The sequence below is a fragment of the Streptomyces capillispiralis genome, assembly GCF_007829875.1.
Taxonomy (GTDB): Bacteria; Actinomycetota; Actinomycetes; order Streptomycetales; family Streptomycetaceae; genus Streptomyces; species Streptomyces capillispiralis.
Genome location: NZ_VIWV01000001.1, coordinates 2,408,046 through 2,422,628, shown reverse-complemented (window position 1 = coordinate 2,422,628; position 14,583 = coordinate 2,408,046). Strand labels below are relative to the sequence as shown.

At 71.9% G+C, this 14,583-nt stretch carries 12 protein-coding genes; 4 read left to right on the top strand and 8 right to left on the bottom strand.

The annotated features are described in order from the left end of the window. Positions 1–7: 7 nt before the first annotated feature. Together FHX78_RS09830 and hpnR are read right to left on the bottom strand one after the other, a co-directional pair. Complete coding sequence (locus FHX78_RS09830) at positions 8–886, bottom strand: DMT family transporter (RefSeq protein WP_145867063.1); 879 nt, start codon at positions 884–886, stop codon at positions 8–10. 23 nt (positions 887–909) lie between these two features. Next, the gene (gene hpnR, locus FHX78_RS09825) at positions 910–2,409 is read right to left on the bottom strand and encodes a hopanoid C-3 methylase HpnR (protein WP_145867062.1); all 1,500 of its coding nucleotides are present in this window, start codon (positions 2,407–2,409) and stop codon (positions 910–912) included. Between the two features lie 318 nt (positions 2,410–2,727). Between hpnR and FHX78_RS09820 the strand changes: the two genes are divergently transcribed. The 4 genes from FHX78_RS09820 to FHX78_RS09805 all read left to right on the top strand — a co-directional run bounded on the left by FHX78_RS09820 (position 2,728) and on the right by FHX78_RS09805 (position 7,956). After that, a complete protein-coding gene (locus tag FHX78_RS09820; protein WP_145867061.1) occupies positions 2,728–3,582 on the top strand; it encodes an SDR family NAD(P)-dependent oxidoreductase in 855 nt (284 codons plus the stop codon). Positions 3,583–3,648: 66 nt separating this feature from the next. Further along, a complete protein-coding gene (locus FHX78_RS09815; RefSeq protein ID WP_145867060.1) occupies positions 3,649–5,988 on the top strand; it encodes a polysaccharide lyase 8 family protein in 2,340 nt (779 codons plus the stop codon). 154 nt (positions 5,989–6,142) lie between these two features. After that, positions 6,143–7,726, top strand: a complete 1,584-nt coding sequence (locus tag FHX78_RS09810) for an acyl-CoA carboxylase subunit beta (protein ID WP_145867059.1) — start codon at positions 6,143–6,145, stop codon at positions 7,724–7,726. A gap of 35 nt (positions 7,727–7,761) precedes the next feature. Further along, entirely contained in the window at positions 7,762–7,956 is a 195-nt protein-coding gene (locus tag FHX78_RS09805) for an acyl-CoA carboxylase epsilon subunit (protein ID WP_145867058.1), read from the top strand. A gap of 291 nt (positions 7,957–8,247) precedes the next feature. On the opposite strand, the gene FHX78_RS09800 is transcribed toward FHX78_RS09805, so the two are convergent. The 6 genes from FHX78_RS09800 to FHX78_RS09775 all read right to left on the bottom strand — a co-directional run bounded on the left by FHX78_RS09800 (position 8,248) and on the right by FHX78_RS09775 (position 14,518). Further along, entirely contained in the window at positions 8,248–8,829 is a 582-nt protein-coding gene (locus tag FHX78_RS09800) for a GTP-binding protein (protein ID WP_009314218.1), read from the bottom strand. Continuing rightward, positions 8,810–9,382 (bottom strand): DUF742 domain-containing protein, encoded by a 573-nt coding sequence (locus FHX78_RS09795; protein WP_145867057.1) that lies wholly within the window; start codon positions 9,380–9,382, stop codon positions 8,810–8,812. The genes FHX78_RS09800 and FHX78_RS09795 overlap by 20 nt, the downstream gene beginning before the upstream one ends. Before the next feature lie 93 nt (positions 9,383–9,475). Then, entirely contained in the window at positions 9,476–9,889 is a 414-nt protein-coding gene (locus tag FHX78_RS09790; protein ID WP_004983065.1) for a roadblock/LC7 domain-containing protein, read from the bottom strand. Between the two features lie 10 nt (positions 9,890–9,899). Further along, positions 9,900–13,175, bottom strand: a complete 3,276-nt coding sequence (locus tag FHX78_RS09785) for a sensor histidine kinase (protein WP_167531728.1) — start codon at positions 13,173–13,175, stop codon at positions 9,900–9,902. Between the two features lie 376 nt (positions 13,176–13,551). Continuing rightward, entirely contained in the window at positions 13,552–14,142 is a 591-nt protein-coding gene (locus tag FHX78_RS09780; RefSeq protein WP_145867055.1) for a GTP-binding protein, read from the bottom strand. Further along, positions 14,123–14,518 carry a DUF742 domain-containing protein gene (locus FHX78_RS09775; protein WP_004924977.1) on the bottom strand — a complete coding sequence of 132 codons (396 nt, stop codon included), beginning with the start codon at positions 14,516–14,518 and terminating at the stop codon, positions 14,123–14,125. Before FHX78_RS09775 ends, FHX78_RS09780 begins: the two co-directional genes overlap by 20 nt. Between the last annotated feature and the right edge of the window lie 65 nt (positions 14,519–14,583).

Below are 14,583 nucleotides of genomic sequence, written 5' to 3'. Positions count from 1 at the left end.
GCCCCGGTCACCCCCCGCCGTCCCGTCTCCGCCCGTGCGACGCCGCGATGACCGGTGAGGTGTCCAGGACGGCGATCCCCGCCGCCACCAGCGCCAGCCCCGCCACCGTCACGGCGGAGACCGGCCAGCCCGTGCGGACCGCCTCGTCGAAGAGCAGCATCCCCACGGTCACCGCCACCACCGGCTCCGTCGCGTCCAGGACGGTCATGCTCGCGGCGAGCGGGCCCTGCTGGAAGGCGCTCTGGATGAGCAGCAGCCCGCCCACGCTGGCCACCACGAGGGCGTAGGTCTGCCAGGCGGCCAGGGCCGGGAGCAGCCCGTGCCGCAGCCGGTCCACGGTCGCGGCCAGCAGCACGGACTGGGTGCCCATCACCGCCCCGGCGGCGAGCGCCGTCGCCGAGGCACGCCAGGGACCCGCCAGCACCCGCCCGGCCGCGAGGGCACCGCACACCACGGCGCCGACCACGCCCACGGTCAGCAGCCACGGCAGCAGACCGGCCTCCCGCGGGTCGCCGCCGCGCGGGCGGGCGGAGAGCAGGGCCAGCGCCAGACCCGCCGCCACCGCGAGCGTGCCCGACCACTCGCGCGGGCCCAGCCGCAGCCGGTGCAGCCGGGCCGACAGCGGCACGGCGAAGACCAGCTCGGCGACGATCAGCGGCTGCACCAGGCTCAGCGGCCCGAACGCCAGCGCCAGCGACTGGAACCCGTACGCCACCACCGCCAGCCCGATCCCGCACAGCCACAGCCGGTCGCGCGCCAGGTGCCCCAGCAGCCGTGCCGTGAGCGCCTCCGCGTCCGGCCGCGCCGCGGCCGCCCACTGCTGAAGGACCCCCGCGACGGCGAAGCAGACACCGGCGGCGAGCGAGGCGAGGACGGCGATCCCCATGGCGCCGCAGCCCCCGGCGGCGGCTAGTCCGGCGCCCGGCGGGCCGACGGGCCCGGTGCCGCGCCCCGGGTGTGGACGTACAGCCTGCGCCGGTCGCCGACGTCGAGGCGCTGGGGCAGCGGCAGCTCGTGCCGCACCGGCCGCGCGTGGTCGGCGAGTTGCCGGCGCGGGTCGTAGACCTGGTGGAACTTCCACAGCATGCGGGCGAAGTTCGTCTGCCCGTGCAGCAGGTTGCGGGCCAGCACCCGCCCGGCGCCGAACGCCGTGCGCAGCCCCAGGTGTTTGCGGTGGATGACCGCCTGGGTGCGCACCAGCTCCTCGTAGAAGCGCTCCAGCGGCAGCGTCGTGGGCACCACCGCGTGCTGGATGTCGAAGAGCCGGTAGTCGCGGGTGGTGAGCCGGCGCGACTCGGTGTGCCAGATCTCCGTCCCCGGATACGGCGTCATCACGGTGAAGTGCACGATCTCCGGCACGGCCAGCGCGAACTCCCGCACCACCCGGAAGCGTTCCTCGTCCCAGGCCGGGTCCACGATCAGGTTGATGGCGACCTGGATGCCGAGCCGGCGGGCCGTCTCCAGCGCCCTGAGGTTCTCGTCGGGGCTCACCCGCTTGCGGTACAGGTCCAGCCCCTCGGCGTCGATCGCCTCCATGCCGAGGAACATGTAGCGCAGCCCCAGCCGCGCCCACCGCTCGAACACCTCAGGATGACGCAGCAGGACGTCGGAACGGGTCTCCAGGTAGTACCGCTTGCGGATGCGCCGCCGCTCCACCTCCGCGGCGATCGCGTTCCCGTGTTCGGGACGGATGAAGGCCACGTCGTCCACGATGAACACGTTCGGCTCGCGGACGGCCGCCAGGTCGTCCGCCGCCGCCTCCGGCGAGGCCTTGCGGTAGCTGCGGCCGTAGAACGTCCACGCCGAGCAGAACGAGCAGTCCCAGGGGCAGCCGCGGGTGAACTCGATGGAGGCGCACGGGTCGAGCTCGCCGATGAAGTAGCGGCGCCGGTTGCGCATCAGGTCACGGGCCGGGAGCGGCTCGTCGATGCCGTGCAGCATCAGCGGGGCGGGGCCCCGCCCGGACGCCGTCACGACACCCGGCACCCCCTCCACCCCGCCGTCGCGGACCGCCTCCAGCAGCGGCGCGACCGCCGGCTCGCCCTCCCCGCGGACCACCGCGTCGACCGCTCCCTCCGCCTGCTCCAGGACCTCCTCGGCGACGAACGAGACACTGTGCCCGCCGAAGAAGACGAAGCAGTCCGGCACCTCCCGCTTGACCCGCGCGGCCAGCTCGATCGCCTCGGGGATGTTCGCCAGGTAGTTCAGCGAGATGCCGAGGGCCTCCGGGCGGAACGACCGCACCTCGTCGCGCAGCCGGCGCGGAGCGAGCACCTGGAGGTCCACGACCCGGACCTCGTGACCGGCCGCGCGCGCGGCGCCCGCCACCCGCTCCAGGCCCAGCGGTTCGAGCCGGAGGAAGATCTCGGAGTACATCAGGGCGCTCGGGTGGACGAGCAGCAGACGCATGGTGACCTCGCCACGGGGGCCGGACGGACCGGATACGGAAGGGTGCCCCCTTGGTATCCCGGCGGGCCCGGCCGCGTATCCCCCATACGCCCGCCTGGCCGCATCGCGCGGCCCGCAGGAGTGGTCCTGCGGCGCGGCCCGCGGCCCCCGGCGGCCGCGCCGCCCCGCCTGCCGACGGGGGACGGCGCGTGCGGACCGGATCCGGGCGGGCGGCCCCCAGCGCTGGCGCGGTGCACCGGAGTGGGGGTGTCCTGGATGACGGGGACCCGCAGCGACCACGAGACCAGAGCGGACCGAACAGCGCAGGGAGACCGACTCGTGACCACCACCGGCTCCGGCTCCACCTACGACCCTCCGGCGGACCCCGCCCGCGGTGCCGCCGCCTCCGCCCGGGCGGCCGCGCGCGGCCACGGGCCACCGCCCCGCACGGACCGGCGCGTCGCCCTCGTCACCGGCGCCTCCTCGGGCATCGGCGCGGCCACCGCGCGGCGCTTCGCCGCCGGGGGCTGGCACCTGCTGCTCAGCGGCCGGGACCGGCGCCGGCTGGAGGAGACCGCGTCCGGCACCTCCGCGGTCCTGCTGCCCGCCGACCTCGCCGCCCCGGAGGGGGCGCGGATGCTGGCGGAGGCGGCCCTGCGCAAGACCGGCCGGATCGACGTGCTGGTCGCCGGGGCGGGCATCGGCTGGGCGGGGCCATTCCTGACGATGCCGCACACCGACATCGACCGGGTGCTGTTCCTGGACCTCAACGCCACGCTGCACCTCGTCCGGGAGGTGCTGCCCGCCATGGTCGAGGCCGGCCGCGGCCGGGTGGTGCTCGTCGGCTCGGTGGCCGGCAGCGTGGGAGTACGGGACGAAGCGGTGTACTCCGCCGCCAAGGCCGGACTCGCCGCGTTCGCCGAGGCGCTGCGGCAGGAACTGCGCGGCACGGGCGTCGGGGTGACGCTCGTCGTGCCCGGTCCCGTCGAGACGGGCTTCTTCGCCCGCCGCGGCACCCCGTACGACCGTTCCCACCCCCGGCCCACCTCGGCCGGCCGGGTCGCGGCCGCCGTCTGGGACGCCGTCGCCGAGTCCCGCGACGACACCTACGTCCCCGCCTGGCTCACCCTCCCGGCCCGCGTGCGGGCCCTCACCCCCCGCCTCTACCGCAGACTCCTGAACCACTTCGGCTGAGCGGCGGACTCCCCGGGCCCCGGCGCGGGCAGGATCCTCCCGGGCACGGCAGCGGAGGGCGCCGACATGACATCCAGAGGGATCCGGCCGGGCGTCACCCGCCGCGCGCTGTTCACCGCCGCCGCCGTCCTCGCGGCGTCGGGGGCGGGCGCGGCGCCCCCGTCCGGCGGCGGGACCGCACCGGACCCGTACGACGCCCTCCGCCGGCGCTGGCTCGACCTCACCCTCGGCACCGGGTACGACCCGGCCGCCGAACCGTACGCCTCGCGACTGGCCGAGACGGGCGAGCGGGCCCGCGCCCACCGGAACACCATGCGGCCCGCCCCCGGCTCCCTCTGGCCCGGCCACCCCTTCGACCCGCCCGCCGGCATCACCCTCGCCCTCGGCCGCCTGTGGACCATGACCCGGGCCCACGTCCAGCCCGGCACCGGCCTCACCGGCGACCCGGGCCTCCTCGCCGACGTCCTGCGCGGCCTCGACCACCTCCTGACCACCGTCTACCACCCGTCCACCACGCCGTACGGCAACTGGTGGGAGTGGCGCATCGGCAGCCCGCGCCCGCTCACCGACATCGTCGCCGCCCTCCACGACGAGGCGGGCCCCGACCGGATCGCCGCGGCCTGCGCGGCCGTCGGCCACTTCGTCCCCGACTCCGCGCTCGCCGACTACTCCGGCACCTCCACCGGCGCCAACCGCGTCGACCTGTGCCGCGGCGTCGCCCTCAGCGGCGTCCTCGGCCGCGCCCCGGCGCGGATCGCCCTCGCCAGGGACGCGCTCTCACCGGTCTTCCCCCACGTCACCGAGGGCGACGGGCTCCACGCCGACGGCTCGTTCGTCCAGCACACCCGGGTCGCCTACTCGGGGACGTACGGACAGGTCCTGCTCGACGGGATCGGCCGGCTCCTCGCGCTGCTCGCCGGCTCCGACTGGGAGGTCACCGACCCCCGGCGGCAGACCGTCCTCGACAGCGTGGAACACGCCTTCGCGCCGCTCATCCACGACGGTCTGGTGATGGACGGCGTCAACGGCCGCGCCATCAGCCGCGGTCACCTCAGGAACGACGACCGGCACGTCATGCGCTCCGACCACTTCCACGGCGGACAACTGATCGCGGCCATCGCACTCCTCGCCGAAGCCGCGAGCCGCGCGGAGCGCGACCGCTGGCACGCGCGCGTGAAGGGCTGGATCGAACGGGACACCGTCTCCCCGATCCTCACCTCGCGCCAGTTCGACGTGGCCGACCTGGCCCGGCTGCACGCCATCGCCGCCGCACCCCTGCCCGCCGCGCCCGAACCGGTCGGCCACCACCTCTTCGCGGCCATGGACCGTGCCGTGCACCGCCGCCCCGGCTTCACCGTGAGCATCGCCATGGCGAGCGACCGCATCGCCCACTACGAGTGCGGCAACGGCGAGAACCCCCGCGGCTGGCACACCGGCGCCGGCATGGTCTCCTGGTGGGCGCCCGGCCTCGGCGACCAGTACACGGACTGGTTCTGGCCCACCGTCGACTGGTACCGGCTGCCCGGCACCACCGTCTCCACCCGCCGTCTGCCCGACCGGGCCGGCGGCGAGTGGGGCGAGCCGCGACCGGACGTGCGCTGGACCGGCGGCACCACCGACGGCGAGTACGCGGCGGTCGGCCAGCACCTCAAGGGCCTCGGCTCGACCCTGGAGGCCCGCAAGTCCTGGTTCTGCGCCGACGACGCGGTGATCTGCCTCGGAGCCGGCATCACCTGCGCCGACGGCGTCCCGGTCGAGACGATCGTCGACAACCGCAACCTCGGGGAGTCCGGCACCCACGCCCTCACCCGCGGACCCGGCTGGGCCCACCTGGAGGGCCACGGCGGCTGGCTCGTCCTCGACGGCGACCTGCGCACCCTGCGCGAGGACCGCACCGGAGCCTGGTCCGACATCAACACCACGAGTACGACCGAGCGCCGCACCCGCCGCTGGCAGACGCTCTGGCTGGACCACGGCACCGACCCCGTCGACGCCGGCTACGCCTACGTGCTCCTGCCCGGCGCCACCCGGCACGACGTCACCCGCCGCGCCGCCGAGCGCCACTGGCTGCGGATCCTCGCCAACGACGCCGGCCGGCAGGCGGTCGAGGTCCCCGCGCTCGGCCTCACCGCCGCCAACTTCTGGCAGCCGGGCACCGCCGGACCCCTCACCGCCGCCTCCCCGGCGAGCGTGCTGCTCCGCCGGCACGGGCGTACCGCTACCCTCTGTGTGAGCGACCCGACCCGAACGGGTGAACCGGTGGACATCGTCTGGGAGCACCCGGTGCGGAGTGTGCCGAAGGCCCCCGAGTCCGTGGAAATCCTGCAAACCGGCCGCCGGCTGCGCGTGCGCGTCACCCCGGGGGTGGCAGGCTCCGGCCATCTCTGTGAGGTGGCTCTCAGCTGACGTCTTTGTACGACCCTTACAAGCCGGACGCCCTCTGAGCAGTTGGAACGCCTGTATGCGCCCCCGGTTCTGTTCACTGGTACCAGGAAAACGCTCCGGAGACTGTGAGGAGTCGACGGCTCGCAATTCGCGGTCGTCTTCGTAAGGTCACTACATGACCGTTTTGGATGAGGCGCCGGGTGAGCCCACCGACGCGCGCGGACGCGTGGCCGAACTGCACGAGATCCGTGCCCAGGCACTGGCCGGCCCGAGCGAGAAGGCGACCAAGGCGCAGCACGCCAAGGGCAAGCTGACCGCGCGGGAGCGCATCGAACTCCTGTTGGACCCCGGCTCCTTCCGTGAGGTGGAGCAGCTGCGCCGGCACCGCGCGTCCGGCTTCGGTCTGGAGGAGAAGAAGCCCTACACCGATGGTGTGATCACGGGCTGGGGCACGGTCGAGGGCCGTACGGTCTTCGTCTACGCCCATGATTTCCGGATCTTCGGTGGTGCGCTGGGTGAGGCGCACGCCACGAAGATCCACAAGATCATGGACATGGCCATCGCGGCGGGTGCGCCGCTGGTGTCGCTGAACGACGGCGCGGGGGCCCGTATCCAGGAGGGCGTCTCGGCGCTGGCGGGGTACGGCGGGATCTTCCAGCGGAACACGAAGGCCTCGGGTGTGATCCCGCAGATCAGTGTGATGCTGGGCCCGTGTGCGGGGGGTGCCGCGTACAGTCCGGCGCTGACGGACTTCGTGTTCATGGTGCGTGAGACGTCGCAGATGTTCATCACCGGGCCGGACGTGGTCAAGGCGGTGACGGGCGAGGAGATCACCCAGAACGGTCTGGGCGGTGCGGATGTGCACGCCGAGACCTCGGGTGTGTGCCACTTCGCCTACGACGACGAGGAGACGTGCATCCACGAGGTGCGCTACCTGCTGTCGCTGCTGCCGCAGAACAACCGCGAGAACCCGCCCCGGGTGGAGTCCTCCGACGCCGCCGAGCGCCGCAGCGAGGTGCTGCTGGACCTGGTGCCGGCCGACGGGAACCGGCCGTACGACATGGCGAAGGTGATCGAGGAGATCGTCGACGACGGCGAGTTCCTGGAGGTCCACGAGCGGTGGGCGCGCAACATCATCTGCGCGCTGGCCCGGATGGACGGTCAGGTCGTCGGCATCGTCGCCAACCAGCCGCAGTCGCTGGCGGGTGTGCTGGACATCGAGGCGTCCGAGAAGGCCGCCCGCTTCGTCCAGATGTGCGACGCCTTCAACATCCCGATCCTCACCTTCCTGGACGTCCCCGGCTTCCTCCCGGGCGTCGACCAGGAGCACGGGGGCATCATCCGTCACGGCGCGAAGCTGCTGTACGCGTACTGCAACGCCACCGTGCCGCGGATCTCGCTGATCCTGCGCAAGGCCTACGGCGGCGCGTACATCGTCATGGACTCCCAGTCCATCGGCGCGGACCTGACGTACGCCTGGCCGACGAACGAGATCGCGGTGATGGGCGCCGAGGGCGCGGCGAACGTCATCTTCCGCCGGCAGATCGCCGAGGCGGAGGACCCGGACGCCATGCGGGCCCGGATGGTCAAGGAGTACAAGTCCGAGCTGATGCACCCGTACTACGCGGCCGAACGCGGTCTGGTCGACGACGTCATCGACCCCGCCGAGACCCGCGAGGTGCTGATCCGTTCACTGGCGATGCTGCAGACCAAGCACGCCGATCTGCCGTCCCGCAAGCACGGCAACCCGCCGCAGTAACCCGGCGGACATCTCTCCCAGGGAGACTGAGAACCATGAGCACACCTGACATCCGCGTCGAGAAGGGCCACGCCGAGCCCGAGGAGGTCGCCGCCCTGACGGCGCTCCTGCTGGCCCGGGCGGCCGCCCAGCCGTCCGCCGAGGCGCCGGCCCACCGGGGCCGCGCACGGGCCGGCTGGCGCCGCCTGGAGCGCGAGGGCGGCTTCCGCGCCCCGCACAGCTGGCGCTGACCCCGACACCACAGAAGAGGCCCCTCCCAGAAGGAGGGGCCTCTTCGCGCATCCCCGCCCAGGGGCGCGGGGAACCGCGCGCCCAGCCCCCACCCACCCGCACCCGACACCGAACGGGCCCCCAGGGAGCCCCAAACGGGCACCCGCCCCACGACGAAGCGGGCCCCGCAGAGCGGTAAAACGGGCCCCCAGGCCCCGCCGAACGGGCCGGAGGGCAAACAGCGAACGGGCCCGTCGGCGAAAGCCGTACGGGCCCGTAGGCGGATCGGACCGGCCGCGAGGCCGGACCCGCTAGCGCAGGCGCGCCATCAGCGCGTGCTCCACGAGAGTGATCAGCGCCGACTTCGCGTCGGCACGATGCCGCGCGTCCGTCGTGATGATCGGAGTGTCGGGCCCGATCTGCAGAGCCTCCCGGACCTCGTCCGGGTTGTACGGCTGCTGACCGTCGAAGCCGTTGAGCGCGATCACGAAGGGGAGACCCGAGTTCTCGAAGTAGTCGACCGCGGGGAAGCAGTCGGCGAGACGGCGGGTGTCCACCAGCACGATCGCCCCGATGGCACCGCGCACCAGGTCGTCCCACATGAACCAGAAACGGTCCTGACCGGGGGTGCCGAACAGGTACAGGATCAGGTCCTGGTCCAGCGTGATGCGGCCGAAGTCCATGGCGACCGTGGTGGTGGTCTTGTCCCCGGTGTGGGTGAGGTCGTCGATGCCTGCCGAAGCAGACGTCATGACGGCCTCCGTGCGCAGCGGGTTGATCTCCGAAACGGCCCCGACGAACGTGGTCTTGCCCACGCCGAAGCCACCCGCCACCACGATCTTCGCCGAGGTGGTGGAGCGGGAAGGACCGCCGCTAGAGCTTGCGAAGTCCACTGAGCACCCTTTCGAGCAGTGTCACGTCTGGCTGGCCGCCGGCGCTCTCGTCGCCGCCGGGCTGATGAATGGCGACCAGTCCCGCCTCCGCCAAGTCGGCGACGAGGATCCTGGCCACACCGAGAGGGATGGTCAGCAGGGCCGAGATCTCGGCCACCGACTTGATCTCCCGGCAGAGGTTGCAGATCCGCTGATGCTCGGGCAACTGCCCCTGCATCTGGTGCGGCTGCGCGGTGGTGTGCACCAGCGCCTCGATGGCGAGCTGGTACCGCGGCCTGGTGCGGCCGCCCGTCATGGCGTACGGGCGCACCAGGGGATTGTTCGACGCCCCGGCGGGCGCCGGTTCGGGTGCTCGGCGCTGCGGCTGCACGGGCTGGATGCGTGGGGCATGCGGCTGGTCGTACGGCGAAGGACCGGGGCCCTGCGGAGCGTACGGCTGCCGGTGGTGTGGCGCGGAGGGGTAACCGTACCGGTTCTGGGAACCGTCGTTCTGGCCCTGGGCGGGGCCGTACGACCAGTTGCCCGCGGATGAACCGTCTGGGGGTGTTGCCACTTTCTCCTCCTCCGACTGTGCCTGGCACCCATCATGTGGAGCCGCGTCCCGAAACCTTACGGCCACGGGACGCCAAAATGCACCGTCCGTCCTTTAGTTGAGAAGGCTGCCCTGGAGCTCCGCCCGAAGATCCGGGGTCAGGACCGTACCGGCACGGTCCACCAGAAGCGCCATCTCGTACCCAATGAGGCCGATGTCCGCCTCCGGATGTGCGAGAACCGCGAGTGACGAACCGTCGGAAATGGACATGATGAACAGGAATCCCCGCTCCATCTCCACAACCGTCTGGTTCACGCTGCCACCCTCGAAGATCCGGGACGCGCCTGCCGTCAAGGACGTCAGGCCGGATGCGACGGCCGCGAGCTGGTCGGCGCGGTCACGGGGGAAGCCTTCGGACATCGCCAGAAGGAGTCCGTCGGCGGAGACCACCACCGTGTGGGACACCCCCGGGGTGTTGTCCACGAAGTTGGTGATCAACCAGTTCAGGTTCTGTGCCGCCTGGCTCATCGGGCTCACACTAACGCTCCTGGTTGTAGGTGCTGTCAGGACCGAAGCCCTGGCCGTTCGTTTCACTGCCCGCGCTGCGGCCCCGTTGGACACCGCGGCGCAGGTTGCTCAGCCTGCCCCGGACGTCCTCCGGGGCGCGGGAGACCTGGGGGCCTCCCTGAGGGGTGGTTTCGGCGGCTCCCTGGACCAGGTTGGCCTTGGGGACCCGCCGCGGCAGACCGGAGGAGGTCACTCCGCCCGCCTTGGGCTTCCGGAGCTGCGATGCCTGCTGCCAGCGCTCGTCGTTCGCCGAACGCCAGGCGTTGTCGCCGTCACCGCTCTCCGGAGCGGAGGCCGGCGGCTCCTGGCTCACGCGCTGTGCACCGGCCGTGCCGTTCGCACCGCCCGCGGTGGATCCGCGGCGGGGGAGCCCCGCCTCGGTCAGGTCGTGGACCTCGGAAGGAACCGGCCCCGGACGGTCGAAGCCTACGCTGTCCTGCTCACGTACGTCAGCGGCCTGCGCGGATTCCGGTTCCGGCGTCTGAGCAGGGTACTGGGCCGGGTAGCCGTTGTGGTAACCGTCCTGCTGCGGCCAGTCGTCGTCACGGCGGCGCTCGGCGAAGGACGGGAAGGCGTCGGCGGCACCCGCCGCCGCGCGGTCGTCCTGGACCGGCTCCGCGTAGGGGGCCTCCGGGTAGCCGGCGTTCGGCGAGAAGGTCTCGTTCTGCGGGAGCACACCGTTCGGCGCGTAGTAGCCCTCGCCGTACGACGGCTGCTGCTGCTCCTCGTACGGCGTCTGCTGCCCGTTGGCGTACGCCTGCTGGTCGTACCCGCCGGTCTGCTGGTCCTGGTAACCGCCGTCGAAGCCCTGGCCCTCGGGGTAGCCCTGGCCGTTGTCGTACCCCTGCGGGGCGGCGAACCCGTCGGGGTAGGCGGGCGCCTCGGGGTTCTCCTGGGTGTTGGCGGTGCCCGGCTCGGGCTGGGCCTGTGCCTCCAGGGCGGCCCTGCGCTCCTCGCGCATCAGGGAACGGCCGACGGGGTCCAGCTCGCGGATGTCGTCGGGGACCTCGGTGTAGCGGGTGTCGTCGAAGCCCAGCTCAGCGGCGGTGCGCAGCGGCTGCTGGCCGAAGTTCTCACCCTGGAAGTTCTGCTCCGGGATGATCTGCGACACCGTGAACTCGGTGCGGTCCGCCTGCTCGCCGCCGCCACCGTGGGTGATCGCGTCCGGCAGCATGACCAGCGAGGTGGTGCCGGCCTGCTCGCCCGAGGGGCGCAGCTGGACCCGGATGCCGTGCCGGTCGGACAGCCGGCCGACCACGAACAGGCCCATGCGCTGCGAGATCGCGGCGTCGACGGTCGGCGGGTTGGCCAGCTTGTGGTTGATGTCCGCGAAGTCCTCGGCGGTCAGGCCTATGCCCTTGTCGTGGATCTCGATCATCACGCGGCCGTCGGGGAGACGGGTCGCGGTGACGCGGACCTTGGTCTGCGGGGAGGAGAACGTGGTGGCGTTCTCCAGCAGCTCGGCGAGCAGATGCACGAGGTCGGTCACCGCGCGGCCGTGGATCTCGGCCTCGGGGACGCCGGACAGCTCGATGCGCTCGTACTGCTCCACCTCGGAGGAGGCGGCGCGCAGCACGTCGACCAGCGGGACCGGCTGGTCCCAGCGGCGGCCGGGCTCCTCGCCGGCGAGGACCAGGAGGTTCTCGCCGTTGCGGCGCATACGGGTGGCCAGGTGGTCCAGGCGGAAGAGGTTCTCCAGCTGGTCCGGGTCGGCCTCGTTGTTCTCCAGGTCGGTGATCAGGGTCAGCTGGCCCTCGATCAGCGACTGGTTGCGGCGCGACAGGTTGGTGAAGATCGCGTTGATGTTGCCCCGCAGCAGCGCCTGCTCGGCGGCGAGCCGCACGGCCTCGCGGTGGACCTGGTCGAAGGCGCGGGCGACCTCGCCGATCTCGTCGGTGGAGGAGATCGGGATCGGCGCGACCTTGGTGTCCACCCGGCCGGGGTCGGTGCGGGAGAGCTGGTCGACCAGCATCGGCAGCCGCTGCTCGGCGATGCCGAAGGCGGCGTTGCGCAGCTGGCGCATGGAGCGGCTCATCTGGCGGGCCACCATGCCGGCCAGGATGAACGCGGCCAGCAGCGCGATCACCACGGCGGCACCGGTGATGAACGCGTCGCGCTGGGCGTCGTCGGCGATCTGGGCGGCCTCGCTCACCGCGGAGTCGGCGAGGTCCGACTCGATCTGGCGGTAGCCGTCGAACTTGAGGGTGTTCACCGCCCACCAGTTGGCGGGGGTGATGCCCTGACCGGCGAGTTCGGCGCGCGCGGCCGGATCCGTGGAGGGCAGGCGGCCCAGCTCGGAGATCATCGTCTCCGGCTTGGCGGGCGGCGGAACGTAGTCCGGGTCCCGCTGCTTGGCCTCCTTGGCCATGGCCGCGCCCTCGGCCAGGATGTTCTCCTTGGTCCGTTCCAGCTTGGCGGCGTCTGCCTCGGTGCCACCGCCGAGGTACTCCTCGACGGCGATGCCCTCGAGGTAGGCGTAGGAGGTGAGGGCGACGCGCTGGCTGGCGAGCTGGCTGTCGGTGGGGCCGGGCTTGACCAGCATGTGCATGCCGATGGAGCGTTGCAGCGACAGCGCGGCCTTGGTGAGCGAGATCGCGTAGACCGTGCGTCCGTAGCTGGTGATGTTGCCGGTGCCGAGGCCGAGCTCGTTGGCGAACTCCATCAGGGGGTGGGCGACGGCGACGTAGCCCTCCTCCGTCTTCACGCCCTTGAGCTTGGAGGTGTACGCGGCGGCGCGCAGCCCGCTCAGCTGGGGCTCGGCCTCGCGGAACAGCTTGAGACGGCGTTCGAGGCCGGGCTTGTCCGGCATGCTGCGGGCGGCCTCGTCGAAGCCGTCGGCGGCCTCGTCGGTCGCGGCGCGCGCCTTGGTGACGGTCGGGTCGTCCTGGCCCTTGCCCTGCAGCAGCGGGGCCGCGGTGATGTCGCGCTCGTAGTAGAGGGCGTTGGCGTAGATGAGGGAGGCCTGGACCAGACGCGCGGTGTTCTCCGCGTCCTCGGCCTCCTGCCAGGTGCCGATCGAGCTCTTCACCTGGAAGCCGCCCATAACGAGACCGACCAGCACGGGTATGAGCAGGATCGCGTTCAGTCTCGTCGCCACACGCCAGTTGCGCGGGGACAGGCGTCCTCCGCCGGATGCGGGCGCGGCCGTAGGTTCGGGACCGGGCACGGGCGCGGGCGCCGCTGTGCGCGGCGGCGGCGTGAAGTTGCCCCGGGCCGACGGCTCGGGACTGCTCTTGCTTCGCCTCACTCGACCAACAACCTCTCGGCGGTCGGCACCTTCGTCGTGCCGCTGTGTCTCAGTGCCCGATGTGTCATCGACCAATGAGTACGTCTTTGACCAATGGGCAGTTCAGGCATTCCAGCATGCCGACCAGCGCTCTTCCAAACAGTGGAAGGGGAGGATTCCGAGTGATGTAAGCCCCAGATAAAACGGTCATAAAGAACGAGCTCCGCCAAAAGGCGAGCCGTTCGTACGCGCAGCGGCACCGCTCGACCGCGTCGCGTGTCGGTATCACCCGATTCCTCTGCCGAAACGTTATGAACACCGGGACCGGCCGTGTCCAAGGACACGGCCGGCTCCAGTACGTCTACGACAACCGCCGTATCGCGCTCCGAATGTGGCTCTACCGCAGGCGCGCCATCAGAGCATGCTCGACCAGGGTGATCAGCGCACTCTTCGCATCCGCGCGGTGCCGGGCGTCGGTGGTGATGATCGGGGTGTCCGGTCCGATCTGCAGCGCCTCGCGCACCTCCTCCGGGTTGTACGGCTGCTGGCCGTCGAAGCCGTTGAGGGCCACCACGAACGGCAGTCCGCTGTTCTCGAAGTAGTCGACCGCCGGGAAGCAGTCGGCGAGACGGCGGGTGTCGACGAGGACGACGGCGCCGATGGCGCCGCGGACCAGGTCGTCCCACATGAACCAGAAGCGGTCCTGGCCGGGGGTGCCGAACAGGTACAGGATCAGGTCCTGGTCCAGGGTGATGCGGCCGAAGTCCATGGCCACCGTGGTGGTGGTCTTGTCCCCGGTGTGGGTGAGGTCGTCGATGCCCGCCGAGGCGGACGTCATGACGGCCTCCGTGCGCAGCGGGTTGATCTCCGAGACGGCGCCGACGAACGTGGTCTTGCCCACGCCGAAGCCGCCCGCCACCACGATCTTCGCGGACGTGGTGGCACGGCTGTCGGAGACCGTCCCGCCGCTAGAGCTTGCGAAGTCCACTGAGCACCCTTTCGAGCAGTGTCACATCGGGGGCGCCGGTCGTCTCGTCGCCGCCCGGCTGGTGCACGGCGACGAGTCCCGCCTCCGCCAGGTCGGCCACCAGGATGCGGGCTACACCCAGGGGCATGTTGAGCAGTGCCGATACCTCGGCGACCGACTTCACCTCACGGCACAGGTGGCAGATGCGCTGGTGCTCCGGGAGGAGCCCCATGAGCGCTGCCGGGTCGGCCGTCGTACTGATCAGTGCCTCGATGGCCAGCTGATAGCGCGGCCTGGTCCGGCCACCGGTCATCGCATAGGGACGGACCAGTGGCTGGTCGCCCTCGTCCTCGTACGGCTCCGCGTACGGATCATGAGAGGCGGTGGGCGGGGTCATGGATCCTCCGGGCGGGACAGCAAGTCGGTCAGTCAAGCCGTCTGACGGGGCCGGTGGGGGGAATG

Excerpts from the sequence above, each read along its gene's own strand:
- FHX78_RS09830 (WP_145867063.1), bottom strand. The coding sequence starts at position 886 with ATGGGGATCGCCGTCCTCGCCTCGCTCGCCGCCGGTGTCTGCTTCGCC.
- hpnR (WP_145867062.1), bottom strand. The coding sequence starts at position 2,409 with ATGCGTCTGCTGCTCGTCCACCCGAGCGCCCTGATGTACTCCGAGATC.
- FHX78_RS09815 (WP_145867060.1), top strand. The coding sequence starts at position 3,649 with ATGACATCCAGAGGGATCCGGCCGGGCGTCACCCGCCGCGCGCTGTTC.
- FHX78_RS09810 (WP_145867059.1), top strand. The coding sequence starts at position 6,143 with ATGACCGTTTTGGATGAGGCGCCGGGTGAGCCCACCGACGCGCGCGGA.
- FHX78_RS09805 (WP_145867058.1), top strand. The coding sequence starts at position 7,762 with ATGAGCACACCTGACATCCGCGTCGAGAAGGGCCACGCCGAGCCCGAG.
- FHX78_RS09790 (WP_004983065.1), bottom strand. The coding sequence starts at position 9,889 with ATGAGCCAGGCGGCACAGAACCTGAACTGGTTGATCACCAACTTCGTG.
- FHX78_RS09775 (WP_004924977.1), bottom strand. The coding sequence starts at position 14,518 with ATGACCCCGCCCACCGCCTCTCATGATCCGTACGCGGAGCCGTACGAG.